The following is a 16,237-nucleotide window of genomic DNA, read 5'->3' on the forward strand; positions in this document are numbered from 1 at the left end:
TTCGATCTTGGATGTGCGGCGCTCAACTGCGATAGGCGTGTTGGGCACGAACGTCATCCTACCAGCGCGGTTGGCTGCGCATGTTGAACGACCGCTTGGGAGCAGGTGGAAGGTCCGTAACGGGTCGGTTATGCCTGTTGCATGAGACGTGGGCCGGGGTCGAGCGGCGTGCCCGGTCGTGAGACGCAGTGCGGCCAGGAAGAGTCATCCGCCACGATACTAGTCCAGTGAACCAATGAAATTGCACTGATCTAATCTTACTGTGTCACAAAATTCATTTGCAGCGAAGCGATACCTGGTAGTATTGAATAATACAGACTTCGGGCGATCGCGATGAGAGAAGATGTCGATGAATTTGACGCGTATCTGGATCATCTGGGACAGGCTTTAGGACACGCCGATCGTCATGCCGGCCTCAAGGGTTACTGCTCGGGTCTGGTGTTGCCCCTGTCGCGCAAGAGCGTCGAGCCGATGGCCGCGCACATTGACCCACTTCACGCGAGTGCGAAGCACCAGTCACTCCACCATTTTGTGGCCAAGGCAGACTGGTCTGACCGTGCGGTTCTGCAGCGGGTACGCGAATGGGTGATGCCGGCGTTAGGTCTACACGCTGCTGAAGAGGCTGGCTATTACTGGATTATTGACGACACGGGCTTCCCGAAGAAAGGCAAGCATTCGGTCGGCGTAGCGCGGCAATACTGTGGGCAACTGGGTGCGACGCTGGCGCCTGGTGCACGACGTTTCGCTTCCAGCGCGGTATAGAGGCCAGAGATGCCTCCGCCGACAACGACAAGATCGAAGCACATGGTCATGATCGGGGCACCTCCCACCAAATCGAAACGGCCTCTATAGCCGCATTTCCAACGTTGTGCAACTGGTGGCGAACTCGAGGGCCGAATTGAACCGCGTCGCCTGTCTTCAACTCAATGCTCCGGCCGTCGACTACCGCACGACCATGCCCCCTGGAGAGATACCAAAGTTCCGGGACATCATGCGCTTCTGCAACGGTGGCGCAACCAGGAGCGACGCGAAATGACGCAAGCCGGAATGGCGCCTTGGGCTGTTCACTCGCCAAGCCCTCGAACTCACACATGGTCACACCTATAGCACAGGTGGTAACTGGGCCGCACGCAACCGTTCCCTGCCGAATACCGTCAATGTCTGCAAAGCGCGCGCTACCTTCGATTAAGACGCGATCGCCCCTTGCATCCAGCCCTAGCCGGCCACCGCTAGCTGAGGCTTGCAACGCACGCAGACTCGTGCGACCCAAGCGATCGGACCAGTACGGCTGAAGCTTGCAATGCGCGGACACACACACCTGATCCTCGTCGATGGAAATCGCTGGCGCAAAAAACCGCGACACGATGTCATATTCAGCGAGCGAACCGTTTGGTTCGGTACGTGCGGTCAGCACGACGCCACGACATTCAAGGCCGCGAATTGCAGCGATATCAGGCACAAAGCGTGTGACGATAGACTCATCCGCGACGACGGCAATCAGATCATCATAAGCGCGCCGGCATTCGACCAGCGGCACACCCAGCGCGTCCGACACGGCGCGCGCCGTCGCCCTGTCAGCAGCGACGCTGAGAATGCGAGGGAAGCTCATGGTGATGGCCTCGCTAGCGCGCGTGATAGTCAGAGCGCCGCTCCTCGACCTGAACGTCAGCGCGGGGCCCGGCACTTCCCCTCGAGTAAATAGCCAATGCGCCGCCGCGAGCGTCGCGTGACCACAGAGCTCAAGCTCGGCACTAGGCGTAAACCATCGTATGTCGAAGCTCGCGAGTTCGTCGTGGTCCGATGATGGCAGCACAAAGGCAGTGGTCGGCAGCTTCGCATAGTGAGCGGCCGCTTGCAATTGCTCGGACGGAGGAAATTCACGCAAGATTACAACACCAGCAGGATTGCCACTGAACCGGTCATCAGCAAATGCATTGACGACGTTCGGCGCCCGCTGCAGCTCCGGCGGCAATGACGCATGAGATATTCCGGCGAGATCTAGCGTGGTGAAGCCGTGCGTTCGTGTCATGAAATTTTCTCCGTCATTTCTTGCCATGGCTTCCGCGGCGCCCCAAGGTTTCGCCTGACCACGTGATAGCACCGCTCATTACACCGCAATCGAAGCGCTCGATATGGAGAATGGCGTTCAAGATTCGCGCACTGCGCCATGAAAGCAGACTGAGGTAGGGATCGGCGACCCCATACTGCGAACGCGCGCCGTTTTGCAGATAAAGTCGACAGTCGGGCGGTCCATCCAGGACCACGGAAAAATCATCGCGGATCTCAAGCTCCGTGTCTCCTAGTATGGTTTGCACAAACGACAGCCGGCTTCGTAAAGGCTCGAGTAACCTCGGCAGCGAGGATCTGTACCCTGTGCAGAGAATGACGACATCCGCATATGCGTGCATCACATCGCCGTTCACGCGGTCACGCACTGTCAACAGATAACCAGGCCCGTCGAGACTTATTGCCTCGACCGACGAATCGATCCGTATCTCGCAGGTGCCCGGCCTTGCCTTATGCGCCACTTCACGCTCGTACAAGAGCTGATAGATTTCCCGAAGCGTCGAGGTGGTGACGCCATCGCCCGCCAGTTCCTGGACCGTCAGAAATCGTTCACGCGCCTCGCGGGAACGCCGTTGGAACCACATGCTGTATTGGGGAAAGAACCATTCATTGACGAATGGACTGTCTTCGAGGGCAAATAGATTTGGCCGACGCGACACCCACGTAATCGTTGCCGGTTCTCCATGTAGCCCGCGCAGTAGCGCGCTGACGACTTCGGCGCCGCTTTGGCCGCCGCCCACCACCGCGACGCTTGAACCTGCGAAATTCCGCTTTTCACTCAGAAATGTGCTGCTATGAAAAATGTTCTTTCCGCGAATTAGGCGTGCGAAGTCAGGCACGAACGGTTCCCGGCCCACACCGATGACGACCGTCTTCGTGCGCACCGCTTCTTGCTCGGCACCCACGCAAAATGAATCGCGATCTAGGTCGATTTCATTGATGGCCGTGCCGAAGCGGATATTGGGCAACCGCATGGCAGCCCATTTCAGATAATCCTGAAACTCCTGCCGGGTGATACGGTCCAACCCGCACACGATGGCTCGATAGAGGCGCCGATGGTCCTTAAGGTAGGCAAGAAACGAGTATGGGTTGGTTGGGTCGACGAGCGAGACAAGGTCTTTCAGGAAACTCGTCTGCATCACTGCCCCGTCGACCATCAATCCGGGATGCCACGCCGGAACAAGTGCTCGCTCAAATACAGTCACGGCAAGCTCACGCTGGTTATACGCAAGCGCAGCGAGACTCAGGTTCGCTGGACCTGCACCGACGGCGACGACAGGCTCTCTGCTCAATTGGCGACCTCGCAACGAAAATTTACCTTGGAATGTTCATGCCAGCAGCAGTCAAACCGGCTCTGACATCAATAGAGCGCCGTCACCGAGCGCCGCGGGCTTCGCGATTGGGTTCAGGCTAGCAACAAGACGTTTAAGGAGACAATGGCAAGCGTTACCGTCAGCATGAGATCGATCCCGCCATGAGCGACCAGCATTCCAGCGATGTAGGGAAAGCCAAACACGCCGGCAAAGTACGCAATCGTGAAGACTTGGGAGGTGACCGGCACGGACAATTCCGCGTCGTCGGCAAGATTGACCGCCATGCAGTTCAAGGTCGAATAGGTCAGCCCATAGCCTATTGCGAAAACGCAGGTGCTGATTACATAGACAATTGAGCTGCCGCTATTGCAAATGAAGAGCGCTAGCGCGGAGAGTATGGCGATGAACAGCGCGAATGCGAGCTTGCGAACAGGCAGCCTGCTGATTGCTAGCGCAAGCGTGAACCGGCATACGACGGTCGTCAAGGTGAACGTCAGGAAGAAAAGATCCGCGGGTAGGTGTCGAGATTCTGCGTAAGCCGTCTGGTAAGTCGAGAGTCCGGCAAAAGCGCAGGCGGCAAGTCCGATCATCGCAATGGGCAGGCGGGTGGTCGACCACAAGACCGATGCGGCTTGCGTAAGTGTGATGCCAACCGGTGCCATCGATAAGTGCGGCGTGCCTTGCATAAGCTTCCGGACTAACGCGAGTGCGACGGCAGCAGAAAGGCAGACACAAGCCAAACCGATATAAACCACAGAAAATGAACCGAATCGGTGCGCGAGGAGATGTCCAGTCGGTGACGAGAGTCCGAGTCCTGCCATTTGGGCGCCTGACAGCAGCGTCAAATGTTTGATCCGCGCTGAAGGCTTCAAGTGGTGGATGATTTGGAGCGGTGCCAAGATATAGAACGCCGACCAACCTAGACCCAGCAACAGTCCACCGGCGAAGGCAATCCTCAAATCGACGCGTGTCAGCCCAAATGCGAGCATCGCCGCGGACATCGCTCCGGCGGCTGCGACGATCGTCGACATCAGTCCGATCCGTTGCGCTATCCAGCCGGCGAACAGCGAACTGATGATCACGGTGAAGATGCCAGTCGAAATGACGGCGCCCGCCATTGCAACGTCGAGCCCGCTTGCGCGCAGATAGTCGGCCAGCAGAAAACTTGCCCCATAAGCCGCCGCAAGCGCGGCGCTCGCAAGCAGGAACGGTATGAACGCGGTAGCTTTGAGCGTGGAAGGCAGTTCGGCGGGTGCACTCATGAGGCCATACTCGCGGGAAGGCAGTTGGTAAGATCATGCTCACGCAACAGTCGCGACTTGTGGAGATTGGGCGCCTTTGCATCCGGTATCTGCCGGGTTTCCGTAAAAGCGGATGCCGATGGAGTATCGGCGTGGCCTAGCCATACCCAGATGGCGTCGGCGGTGCGCGGCATCAGCGGGGCAGCTAGGAAGGCGAGGCCTTTGAGCCACGTATATGCCGTGGCTGGCGTGCGCGCTTCATTGGCGAGATTCAGCCATGCCATAAGCTGCTTTGACGCCAGCGAAACCCGCAGCTTGTCGGGTGACAGCGCCGCGCTTTGCTCACCATAGAGCTCGACTAGCCTCGCGAACAGCGACGAATCGAATGCCGGTTCGCCGCGAAATGCCGGGTGCTCGACTATCGTCGCGCAGGCGTTTGCGACGAGCGTCCCGACCGTCGAGACGAGATGATTGTGACGGCTAAGCATGGTGCCAATACGAAAATCTGTTTCCTCTTCCTCGGGACATATTTCGGAGAGGTACACGCGCAGCGCATCCGTGTTGATGCCGCTAATGTTCCCGATATCACCAGCCCAGATTACGTGGCCGCGGCTAGTCGAGAACTTGCTGCCGTCCAGCTTGAGGAAGTAGTTGAAGTTCACCCTGTCGAAAGGACGAAAATTTTGCTGCACAAGCGCACAACCCGTTACCCCGACGAGCACCGGAACTGTATTGTCGATCCCCGTCGAGCCGATCAGGAATGTGTCACTCTCATACGAGAAGGGATTCGCCACACCGCGCTCTTGTGCATACCGCTTACCGCAGTAGAGATGGTGCGTATAGCAGCTTGCCGAATAGCTAAAGAGAATCTGACGATTTACGCAAGCGTCGGCTTGCCATGGAATTCCATAGAGCCCGGGCAACGTCAATCGCATGGTGCCCCCGCGCCGATCGACGTATCGTTGCGCGATACGCGCAAACGGTGCCTCGATGTGCATTTTCCCCCATTGCGCGGTCAGTTGGCTCGGATTCCGCATGTTCATGAAGTACGACTTGCTTTCTACCCACTCAGTGATTGTTCCGCGTCGTGAAACGGGCTTTACCGCATCCCAAGGTTCGAAGTGCATGCCGCAAGCTTCACAAAAGAAGCTGCCGGCCGGCTTCAAACAGGCAGGACAACATGCCGCCAACCAGGCGCCGATGGAAAACCGGTCCTCTATAGGTGCAGTGGAAGGCAACGCATCGTCAACGGGCAGTCGTTCGTCGCGCAGTTGGACTTGGCCGCTTTGTACCAGTCTGCGCATGAGTGCTTCCCGCACACCAAGAAACGTATCGATGTTGGTGCGATGAACGGGATCATCAAACCTGTCGAGATGAATATCGAGGGCCTTCAAATCGGTCCCGATCTGCACATGAAATCGCGCTGCCATCGTTGCCGGATTCTCTCCGAGCTGCACCGCTTTTGCGACGACGTGATTTTCGAAGCTGTCCGTAGTGAGTCCATACCAAACATCATGTCCGCTACGTCGCAAGGCGCGTGCGAGGATATCCATTCGCAAAAAGGGACCACCCGCGTGACCAAGATGCGCGCGTCCGTTTGCGGTCAAATTCACAGGCGAAATAACGATTTTGCGCAGCGGCGTGCGTATATCACCTAACCCGACAAATCCAATTGCATTCCGCATCAGGTGTCCCGTTCAGGTAACCAACATTGCGAAGGATTATTTGACCGCGCTGGTAAATTGCCGATAGGTCAATTTCTGCCGTCTGCTTTTCTGCTGACTCTTCACTTGAATCCACTCCTGTTGGTGGAAGAGCACAAGCAATAGTTGGGCCAAATACCACGATATGTGCATCGATCAGCAAGGCGCTTCCGCGCAGCCGCCCTGGAACTCACTGAACTACGATGGCTTGCGCCTTGCCATTTCGGACGGTAACCATCAATGGATGGAGGCGGGTTCGCGCGGTGGCAATCCGGAGAGCAGGTTCACGGGGGGTGCCCCTATGTAATTCGTCAAGCGTTAGGGGCTGACTTTGGTTCGTAAAAGGTGCCGACGCGCAGCATGGCGAACAGGACATCGCAGCGTCGCCGTGCCAGTGCGATGAGCGCCTGGTTATGTCGCTTGCCCTGCTGGACCTTGCGTGCGTAATACGCTCGCGAAACAGGGTCTCGTAAAGCCGCGAAGGCGGAGAGGAACAAGGCGCGTTTGAGTACCTTGTTGCCGCGCCTGGACGGATGCTCGCCACGGATAGATGAGCCCGAGCGCCGGGTAACTGGTGCGAGGCCAGCGTAGGCCGCCAGGTGACCTGCCGAAGCGAAGGCTTTGTGCGCGACCTCGGTGAGGAGTCTGGGGCGGTCCTGGCGCCGACTCCCGGCATGCTGGTTAGGAGCGGGCGAGAGGTGCCTTTACCGATGTCGACGCCGATGAAGACATCGACGGCGTCATGTTGTTGGAATTCTTGCATCGAAGTTTGTGCAGATTGAACGAGTGGGCCTGCAACAACGGTGGCAAGTCTCGGCATCCACGTTACGGACGGCCTTGGAATATCCCGGCCGAGCCCCTATTAGCGATCACCAGCCACCCACCAGACCCGGTGACACCCCCCCGGATCATGACTGCGACTGGGCGCGAGAATCATGCCGGGCCTGGCTGGCCAAGGCCTCGATTATCGAGGCGGGAAGATAGTAACGGGGCGTAGGGTCGAAAGTTGCCGGCGCTGGCTGCGAGTAAGACTCTGCCAATGGAGCCTGGTCAACACTGCATGGGGTGACGCATTTCTTCCAATCGCGCCGACGGATGTCGGCAATGGCCGTTTCCCGACAAACTGCGCTCGAAAGCAGAAAGGGAACTGTCGCAATAAGTCGTTCTGCTATGCTGACGGGCCTTAATGCGTGACGTGATCGATGACCGAGAAGCTGGGTCCGGGTGTGGGAAAAGTACTCAAACGCTTGCATTACCCGCTGGACGTGATGTTGCTGTGGGTTCGGTGGTACGTGGCCTATGCGCTGAGCCTGCGTCATCTCGAACAGATGATGGCCGAGCGCGGGATTGCGGTCGATCATTCGACCGTTCATCGTTGGGCACTCAAACTGTTGCCGGTCCTGGAGAAGGCGTTTCGACGGCGCAAACGGACGGTCGGCAAGAGCTGGAGGATGGACGAGACCTACATTCGAATCAGGGGTGAGTGGCGGTATCTCTACCGGGCTGTCGACAAGGCAGGCAACACAGTTGATTTTCTGCTGCGAGCCCGACGGGACAAGGCTGCAGCCCGGTGCCTATTTCGAAAAAGCAATCGACCAGAATGGCGAACCCGAGACCGTGACGATCGACAAGAGCGGATCGAATCTGGCTGCCTTGCAAGCGATCAACGCCCCGCGGGATGTGCCGATCAAGGTCCGCCAGAAAAAGTACCTGAATAACATCATCGAACAGGATCATCGGGCGATCAAGCGCCGGACCCGATCCATGCTTGGATTCAAGAAATTTCGTTGTGCCCGCATCCTGTTGGGCGGCATCGAAGTTATGCACATGATCGTCAAGGGGCAGATGGACGATGGTGGTGTCGATCAGAATCCCGCACAGCAATTCTATTCACTGGCTGGATAACTAGTCCGTATCGTATTGGGACATTACTAACCTCTCATTCTTACCGCGACAGAACCCGCCCGCCGCGGCCGCGGTTACTTCGCTAAGAAGTATATGTGACAAACTGCGAGCGTTTTGTCGACAAGACGACATCACGAACCTCGAAGGGCGGCTCAATTACGGTTTCAAAGGCTTTCTCGCACATGGCACAGAAGCTGCTCGAGAGCGTCTTGCATCGAAGGCTGTCGCCGTAAAAACTATTCGCGCTTGTGTGTTTCAAATTCAAAACTTCGTTTCACGTCCTATTTCACTGGAGCGACAATGTCTCAATCACAGAAATTGATTTTTACGGAAAAGGTTGACACGTCAACAAGCTAAAAGAGTGCGCTCGCCGCGCCGAATGCCTCCAGACATGAACTCTTCATTGTTGGGTATGACCCGAGGGCTAACCATGGATCAGATCGAACACCCCCCGGAAATTATGGTGCAAGTCGACGAGTCGCAAGTCCGCAAGATCACAGCGGAGCCGATCGCCTGACGGAAGTCGGACTACCGTTATCGACCGGCATGCTACGGCAGGGTCCCGGTGACGAGATTCCAAATTTACCTGAAAGATCGCGAAGCGTTTCTGTTCCCGCCAGGAGAGAAAAACCGACTGCAGCTTCAGTCCACGATCAAGCCGTTCGGTCAATGCTATGCAGTCGTCTGCGATTTTCTCAAGAGGGGCATCGTGTTCTGCGGTGGTAAAACGCCCCACGGCTTGATCGGGATGCTACCGTGAGTGCTCACATCAAACAGAAGTTGCTTCTGAAGCCAGCCTGATCTACGTCTGAACGATTGGCGTTCGATATGGATGGAGTTGCCACTGTAACTCAGGACACGCGGACACCGTTAGGTTGAAGGCACCGCAGCGCGCCTGAACTCGCGCGGCGAGCGGTATTTCAGGGCTTTATGCGGGTGGCGCTCATTGTAGTGTTTAAACGCGATAGCCAGACGCGAGAGCGCCGTTGGTGCATCGGGCTTGTCCATATAGGCGACGTAATTATGTTTCATCGTCTTCACGAACGATTCGGCCATGCCATTACTCTGCGGCGAACGGACTGGTGTGGTCAGCGGCTCAAGTCCCAGTTCACGAGCGAAGCTGCGTGTGCGGTGGTCGATGTAGGCCGAGCCGTTGTCCGAGAGCCATTCGATGGGCTGCGTAGCCTGCGTGCTGCCGAAGCGCTGTTCGACGGCGGCCAACAACACGTCGCGCACCACATCACCGCTATGGCCGCCGGTCGCCGCCGCCCAGCTAATCGCTTCCCGGTCGCGGCAGTCCAGCGCGAGCGTAACGCTCAGCGGCGTGCCATCGTCGCACCGGAACTCAAAGCCATCGGAGCACTAGCGGGTGTTGCTACGGTCAACGGCAACGCGACCGTCGTGCCGCCGACTGTCTCGCCGCACGCCGGGACGACGCAGCAGCAACTGGTGCTCATACATCACCCTATAGACGCGCTTGTGATTGATGCACGGCGCGCTGGCCTGTTCTCGACTACGGCGCAGCAGTGCCCAGATGCGTCGGTAGCCGTAAGTTGGGAGGTGCGCTACGTGGGCCTGGATTTCCTCGACCAATTCCGTGTCGTCAGTCGATTTGGCGCTACAACCATCTTGCCAATCGGGCGAGCGAGCCTGTTTCGCTGCTACACCAGAGCGCGCCACGCCGAGAACTTCGCAGACCGTTTTCAATGGTCGTCCCCCGGCAGCAAGGGCGAGCGCGCAATCAGGTTTTTTGAGCGCCCCCATTCCACGGCTTCTTTCAAGATTTCGACTTCCATCGTCTTTTTCCCGAGTAGTCGTTGCAGTTCCTTGATTTCCTTGATGGCGGCGGCCAGCTCAGATGCGGGCACAACAGATTCACCCGCCTTCACCGCCGCCAGACTGCCTTCCTGGTATTGCTTGCGCCAGCCGAACCTGGTTGGCGTTGACGCCGTGTCGGCGTGCCACGCCCGACACGGACGCTCCCGGCTCCAGTGTTTCCTGCACGATGGCGATTTTTTCCTGCGGGGTGCGCCGACGACGGCGCTCCGGCTCGGTCAGAATTTCGATGGGTTCCACGTAATGACTAGGCTTACTGATAGGCACAAGACTATCCCTTATTTTAAGAGAGTCCTCGTGTCCTCAGATACGTAGGGCCGCTCCAATGGAGTGGTCCGAGACGCGCCGCCCACGCTGGAACTGTTGTTCAATTAACGTTCGAACGTGGTTGGGAAAGAATATGGAGCTAGCAATTCGTGATTCACGGAGCTTGGGTTTTGAGCACCCGGTAATCACCCACTGAATGGCAGCCGGAGAGTGAAAGATGTTTGACTGCAACCTGATGCACAAGCTTGAGGACTTCGAAAATCCCCGGATCGTTAAGTTGAGTGACGACCTCTATGGGGCGAGCTTTTCTCTCATGAAATTGCTCCCAGCGCGGTTTATGCTCGAGCGAGCCGTTGAGGAGGGCTTGCTTCGGCCGGGAGGCACCATCTGTGAGTCCTCTTCAGGCACTTTTGGTCTCGCGTTAGCCATGCTTGCTGTGCAGTACGGCTACAAACTTGTATTAGTGAGCGATTGGGCGCTGGATCGACATCTTCGTAAGCGCTTCGTCGAACTCGGCGTACACCTAGATATTGTCGACAAGCCCGCGCGCAATGGCGGACTTCAGCAGGCGCGGTTAAACCGGCTGGCCAAATATCTGAAAGAGATACCTGGCAGCTTTTGGCCATCGCAGTATTCCAACAAGGACAATCCACTCGCTTACGGAAAATTCGCCAAATTGCTCATTGAAAGGGTAGGGAAAATTGACGGCTTGGTGGGGTCAGTTGCGTCGGGAGGGTCCATGTGCGGGACGACACGAACTCTCAGAGCAACACTACCGGAACTCCATGCGATCGGTGTTGATGCCCCCAATTCGGTGCTGTTTGGCAGACCGGGGGGGGAATTGATAGGCCTGAGTAATCTAGGCGGAGAAATAGTCCCTTCAAATCTCGACCATAGTCAATTTGACGAAATTCATTGGCTGACGTGTGTTGAAGTGTGTGACGCGACTCACCGACTGCATCGGGATCAAGGGCTATTTATGGGGCCGACTAGTGGTGCGGCTTATAGAGTGGCAGACTGGTGGTCAAGTAAACACCCTGGCAAGAAGGTTGTCGCTATCTTTCCCGACGAAGGTCACCGCTATCTCGAAACAGTCTACGACGACGGTTGGTTGTCGTCGCTACCTGGGTGGCCTGATACAGCGCGTCAAGAGCCATCGACCGTATATGTGCCTACTGAGAACATGAAGGGCTGGTCGTGCTATGCATGGGGGAGGCGGACGCTTGAAGAGGTCCTTTCTAGCCTCGTCGATCCTTTATCTGCAAATTTGCTCGAGTCTCCGCGGCGATCCATGACGCTACATTCAACCGCATCTCGTCCCGAAGAACGAACTGAGCCGGAGGAATTTTCGAAAGAAGATTTTAACCCAGCGCTGATGGCCCTGTCTCCTTGTGATAATGCTTATGTGACGCACTTGGATTTGGAGCTGGAGCAGGCGCAGTTTGTGGATCCATTGTACGTAGTATTTTCTGAACTCCGTAATAGCTCATATCCCGATCAGGAACACCCCTTTTCGATAGTAAGCCGAGACGAAATCGTTGGCTTTTTTGTCCTCCGGGAAAAAGCCGCACTTCCAGAATGGGCGCCGCCAGACGCTATCACTTTACATAGCCTTCGCATAGGTCGATCGTATCAAGGTAATGGATATGGCGAGGCGGCACTTCTTCTGGCCAAGAAATGGATTGCAGCGAATCGATCAAGCGTCAAGCGTCTCATGCTCGCAGTTAACACGCGCAATGTAAAAGCTAGGCAGCTGTATCGAAAATCGAACTTTCGCGGGACTGGCGTCAGCTATTGCGGTCCGCATGGAATGCAGGATATCCTCGAATGCGAAATAGACTCTGGAAACGGCTGTTGTGCGCATACCTTCGGGTTACTTCATCAGGCCGTGCCATATCGAAGCTAGGTGGTCATGCAATGCCGCCTTCGGGCCCGTCTGCGCCTGAAGCAACAATGCTCTGTATGGAGCGGCGGTAGGGATGCCCGGACACGGTCCCCAGCTCCAAATAGTGGCGTGACTGCGAGACGGGGACCACGGCGAACCGCCCCGGATTTTGTGGAGGCTCCAACTCTTGAGAGAATGGAGCCATGAAAAAGAAGGTAAGCAAGTTTTTGCCAGAAGTCCTAGAGCGCGCAGTGCGTCTGGTGCGCGAGCAGCGGCCTTCATCGATCAGCATCGCGACACCTTCGGGGTCGGGCCGATCTGCAAGGTCTTGCGGATTGCCCCGTCGGGCGGTTCTGGTACAGCTGGTCTCGTCCCTTGGCAGGACACCATGCCGCTCATGCACACTGAGTGCGGCGATTCGACTCCCTTTCGAACAGAAGATGACACCGGTCGCAGGTCCACGATCGCCGCCGACGGCATCAATCTCCATAAACATCGAAGGCGAAGTATTTCTTCTCAATTCGCTCATACGTTCCGTCCCTTCTCAGGTCTGAGATTGCCTGGTTAACCCTCTGTTTGAGATGACCGTCTTCTTTGCGAAAACCGATCGCGTTCCCCTTCAAGCTGAACGGGTCGACAATTTTGTCGCCGACAAATCCATGGCTGACACCACGAGGCGTTCCCAGGAAGCCGAGTTGCGCTTGGATGTCGCCAATCAGCACAGCATCAAGGCGCCCCACCGCCAAGTCCTCGTACACCAGGTTCTGGTTTTGATACGGCACCACTGTCGCGCCCTCCGGCGCCCAATGCCTCTTCGCATAAGTTTCCGCAATCGTACCTTGCTGGACACCAACCGACTTTCCGCGCAGAGCTTCGGGCGTTGGCAATACGGTGGAGCCTTTTTTTGCCAGAAGGCGAAGTGACGAATTCCAAAGCTTATCGCTGAACGAAATCTGTTCTGCGCGTTGGTCAGTTATGGTCATTCCCGACATGATTGCATCGAATTTTCGCGCTTTTAGGCCAGGGATCATTCCGTCAAAGTCATTTTCAATCCAGACGCACTTCGCATGCAGGCGGGCGCAAATTTCGTTTCCCAGGTCAATCTCGAACCCGACCAGCGTTCCGCTTCTGTCCTTGGACTCGAACGGCGGATATGTTGGATCCACGCCGAATCGAATGGTTGAAATATCATTTGCATAGCAACATGCCGAGATCATCGACACCAGGAGCAAGACAACTGCTTTCATTACCGCCTCACTGTTGAAGGGGCCACAAGCAAGGACATTCGAGCCACGCTTTTGATGGGCAGATGGTGCGTTATCCGAGGCCCTAGAGTTGCATCGCTCTACGTCGCGCGCCAAGCGACGTAGAGATTGACAAGCATAAGCCGACAAAAGCGAACCGTGGATCAGCTATGCGCACGCCGCAGACAAAGATACTAGGTATATCGACTATCCGTCAACTGAGATCGACTCCACTGTCACAGTCAACCACCTGAATATAGGTCGCAGGTGAATGTCTAATGCACTGTCATGGGGATGCGGATCTATTTTCTCGGACTGATTTACGTTGTTAATCCGAGGCTTTCACGGTACTCGATGGGGCTGAGATAGCCAAGGGAACCCAACTGGCAGATTGTCGCCTTGATGCGCTTCCCGAGTTTCAGGTACAGCTCGACCGCCCGAACCCGGTCTTCGTATGAATACATGGACTACCTCCAAAGTAGTCCAAGATTTTGTCCGCCTCTCCAGTGGGTGAATTCTGCGTGGACATCAACACCATGCCATCCCACAGCTTTCCCAGCGGTGTTGCGAAGCCACGGCGCAACCGTGTGTCCCGGAATTCGCTTCCCTGAACTTCAAGATCCATCCATGACCGATCATCCGCCCGTCGCTTGCCGGCCATCTCGCTTACGCGTGAAACATCACGTATTCCCGGTTGATATGACTTCCGGCGTCAATTGGATTGGATCGGTTTTGTGTTTCCGATGTCTGAATTTCCTGAGGGCGACGTAGCAGTAAATCTCGACGGCGGATCAAGCTGATATCCGCGGAGCTGCCGCATTAAAGGTGTCCGGCCAATGAGCCTTCCGCTACCTACCGCCGCAAGTCGGATAAGATCCGTTGCCTAACCTGGTCGCGGGTTACTCGTGTGCCGGGCTACGTCGCCTTCAGGAAACTCCTCCGGGTCTGGTTACGTTGGATGCAGGCATACAGTATTGCTCCACGTCATGTCATCTGTGTCTCGCGAGGTATGGCGAGCGACAACGACAGCCGGCAGATGTCCCATATGAACCCGTTGAGTTCGCGGGCCACTGCAACTACCGCGATATTTTTCTGCTTGCGGCGCGCAACGAGTTTGCGATAGCGTCGGCAAAGGCGTACCTGCGCGTCCCAGGCACGATCTACAATTGGCTTGGGCAACGACACTGGATCTCGGGGCTCACGCGTGCGTGGTGCCGGTAGCTCCATGCGGCTTCGACCAGCAGTTTTCTCGCATAGCTATTGCCGCATTTAGTGATGCTGCCCTGACGGCGCTTGTTGCCCGATGAGTGCTCGGACGGCGTCACTCCCAGCCATGCCATCAACTGGTGTGGGGTGCGCGAAGCGCGAGAGGTCACCCAGCTCGGCGAGCATGCCCACTGCGGTTGTGAACTGTATGCCGCGCATTGCCTGCAGGCCCAGGACGACCGGATAGAAGCGCCAGTTGACGACCGCCTCACGCAACGCGGACTCGAGCCGGTCACATTGTGCGAGCCGGTCCTCGATCGCGCGACGCTGTTCTTCGAATGCGAACTGCTGCCACGCACTTGCGAAGCTATATGCGCTCAGCCAGCGCCGGTGCGCTGGCCCCCAGTTTGCACAGCCGATATAGCGCACGCCGTGGGAAAGTAGAAAGGCCTTCACCCGTTGCCGCGCGCGCTTCAAATCGTCCTTGGCAATCACCCATGCGCGCGCCAGATCCCTGAATGCTTCATCCTCGACGCCGGGCACGTACACTGCCGACAGGTCACCAGCACGCAATGATCGAACGAGCTTAACGGCATCACGCCGGTCAGTCTTGATACGCTCACCCGGCTTCCTGGGAATCAGCGACGGCGCGCGCACCATGCATTCGAAACCTTTCTTTACAAGCTGCCGGTACAGCCCATATCCGCAGGGGCCGGCCTCGTAGACGACGTTGACGCATCGCCCTTTAGATTGCAGTCGCTTGCACAAGCGGTCCACGTCAGCCTGCGTAGCGCCGATCTTGCCGAGCAATTCAACCTCGCTCGCTCCGATGGCGTAGGCCGCCTTGATCGAGTCCATCGAGACCTACGTACGTAAAGCGTGCTATCGTCTTCCATGCCGGCCTTATCGGAAATCGCCGGGTGCGGCATGTCCGCATCTTGCGGCTCTGGCAGCGATGCTAACCCGCGTTTGATTCCGCTGCGGCGGGCCAGCCTCTGCCTCCCAGGAAGTCATACTGCCTACCAGGTTTCGCGGCAAAGATCTGCGTAATTGCAAGCAGACCGAGGCCCTCTTGACTTTCAGAACCTGGTCTCTGAGAGCCATTGATTCGCAAGAACGAGATTCGAAGGCGGCGGCGCCGAAGCTACTGCCACACCACTCAGGGAAGTGATCCTGTTCGTCGCGCGCCTGATCGCCGATCGCTTCGAGGAAGTCGGCATATTCCGGCACTCCTCCAACGTCTTCCGGCGGACAGACATTTTGCCCGTCCAGGCAAAGCGGCCGACGCATGTCGGGATCTCGTACGAGTGCTTTCTCGACCTTGATCCAATGCTCCCAGTTGTCGCCGTAGTCGTAGATGTAAGTGAAGGACTTTAATCCGCCCAATGCCTTCGCCAACGTGACCCGGCACCTACGATGGGCAGCATGTATACTAGGGAAGGTCTTATGTGGACGCCTCCCGGATTGCAAACAGTGTTGCGATTTTTGGCTTTCAGGTAAAGGCAGCACGCTTATGTCCGGCCCGTTTTCGCAGGTCGGTATGCGCCTGCAGGCCCTAATGGAATTAGCT

Annotated in this window: 8 protein-coding genes, 4 pseudogenes and 1 other annotated feature; of the genes and pseudogenes, 3 read left to right on the top strand and 9 right to left on the bottom strand. The window is 56.8% G+C overall.

The window, feature by feature from the left end; genetic code table 11:
* Positions 1-333 precede the first annotated feature (333 nt).
* Positions 334-714: pseudogene (locus AB4Y40_RS41930) on the top strand (transposase); the annotation flags it as partial.
* Positions 715-808: 94 nt separating this feature from the next.
* Here the strand turns inward: AB4Y40_RS41930 and AB4Y40_RS41935 are convergent.
* The 5 genes and pseudogenes from AB4Y40_RS41935 to AB4Y40_RS41955 form a co-directional block, all read right to left on the bottom strand.
* On the bottom strand, positions 809-2,056 hold the full coding sequence (locus tag AB4Y40_RS41935; RefSeq protein ID WP_368692877.1) for a PhzF family phenazine biosynthesis isomerase: 1,248 nt from the start codon (positions 2,054-2,056) through the stop codon (positions 809-811).
* Positions 2,043-3,359 (bottom strand): lysine N(6)-hydroxylase/L-ornithine N(5)-oxygenase family protein, encoded by a 1,317-nt coding sequence (locus AB4Y40_RS41940; protein WP_368692878.1) that lies wholly within the window; start codon positions 3,357-3,359, stop codon positions 2,043-2,045. Before AB4Y40_RS41940 ends, AB4Y40_RS41935 begins: the two co-directional genes overlap by 14 nt.
* 113 nt (positions 3,360-3,472) lie before the next feature.
* Positions 3,473-4,642, bottom strand: coding sequence for an MFS transporter (locus AB4Y40_RS41945; RefSeq protein WP_368692879.1), 1,170 nt, complete (start codon positions 4,640-4,642; stop codon positions 3,473-3,475).
* A complete protein-coding gene (locus AB4Y40_RS41950) occupies positions 4,639-6,306 on the bottom strand; it encodes a class I tRNA ligase family protein (protein ID WP_368692880.1) in 1,668 nt (555 codons plus the stop codon). The genes AB4Y40_RS41945 and AB4Y40_RS41950 overlap by 4 nt, the downstream gene beginning before the upstream one ends.
* Before the next feature lie 329 nt (positions 6,307-6,635).
* Positions 6,636-7,015 (bottom strand): annotated as a pseudogene (locus AB4Y40_RS41955) (transposase); the annotation flags it as partial.
* Positions 7,016-7,526: 511 nt separating this feature from the next.
* On the opposite strand from AB4Y40_RS41955, the gene AB4Y40_RS41960 reads away from it, so the two are divergent.
* A protein-coding gene (locus AB4Y40_RS41960) for an IS6 family transposase (protein ID WP_368692881.1) occupies positions 7,527-8,229 on the top strand; the annotation gives its coding sequence in 2 pieces (ribosomal slippage) (positions 7,527-7,898 and positions 7,900-8,229; 702 coding nt in all).
* An 870-nt stretch (positions 8,230-9,099) separates the two neighbouring features.
* Here the strand turns inward: AB4Y40_RS41960 and AB4Y40_RS41965 are convergent.
* Positions 9,100-10,296, bottom strand: a pseudogene (locus AB4Y40_RS41965) (IS3 family transposase).
* Positions 10,297-10,549: 253 nt separating this feature from the next.
* Between AB4Y40_RS41965 and AB4Y40_RS41970 the strand changes: the two are divergent.
* Complete coding sequence (locus AB4Y40_RS41970; RefSeq protein WP_368692882.1) at positions 10,550-12,238, top strand: pyridoxal-phosphate dependent enzyme; 1,689 nt, start codon at positions 10,550-10,552, stop codon at positions 12,236-12,238.
* A gap of 197 nt (positions 12,239-12,435) precedes the next feature.
* Positions 12,436-12,560 (top strand) — a sequence feature (AL1L pseudoknot).
* 136 nt (positions 12,561-12,696) lie between these two features.
* Here the strand turns inward: AB4Y40_RS41970 and AB4Y40_RS41975 are convergent.
* From AB4Y40_RS41975 to AB4Y40_RS41985, 3 genes and pseudogenes are all read right to left on the bottom strand, one after another.
* Entirely contained in the window at positions 12,697-13,464 is a 768-nt protein-coding gene (locus AB4Y40_RS41975) for an ABC transporter substrate-binding protein (RefSeq protein ID WP_368692883.1), read from the bottom strand.
* Between the two features lie 981 nt (positions 13,465-14,445).
* Positions 14,446-15,563 (bottom strand): annotated as a pseudogene (locus AB4Y40_RS41980) (IS110 family transposase).
* Positions 15,564-15,570: 7 nt separating this feature from the next.
* Positions 15,571-16,065: a plasmid pRiA4b ORF-3 family protein gene (locus AB4Y40_RS41985; RefSeq protein ID WP_368692884.1), complete on the bottom strand. Its 495-nt coding sequence runs from the start codon at positions 16,063-16,065 to the stop codon at positions 15,571-15,573.
* Positions 16,066-16,237: the final 172 nt, after the last annotated feature.

The organism is Paraburkholderia sp. EG287B, from assembly GCF_040965595.1.
Taxonomy (GTDB): domain Bacteria; phylum Pseudomonadota; class Gammaproteobacteria; order Burkholderiales; family Burkholderiaceae; genus Paraburkholderia.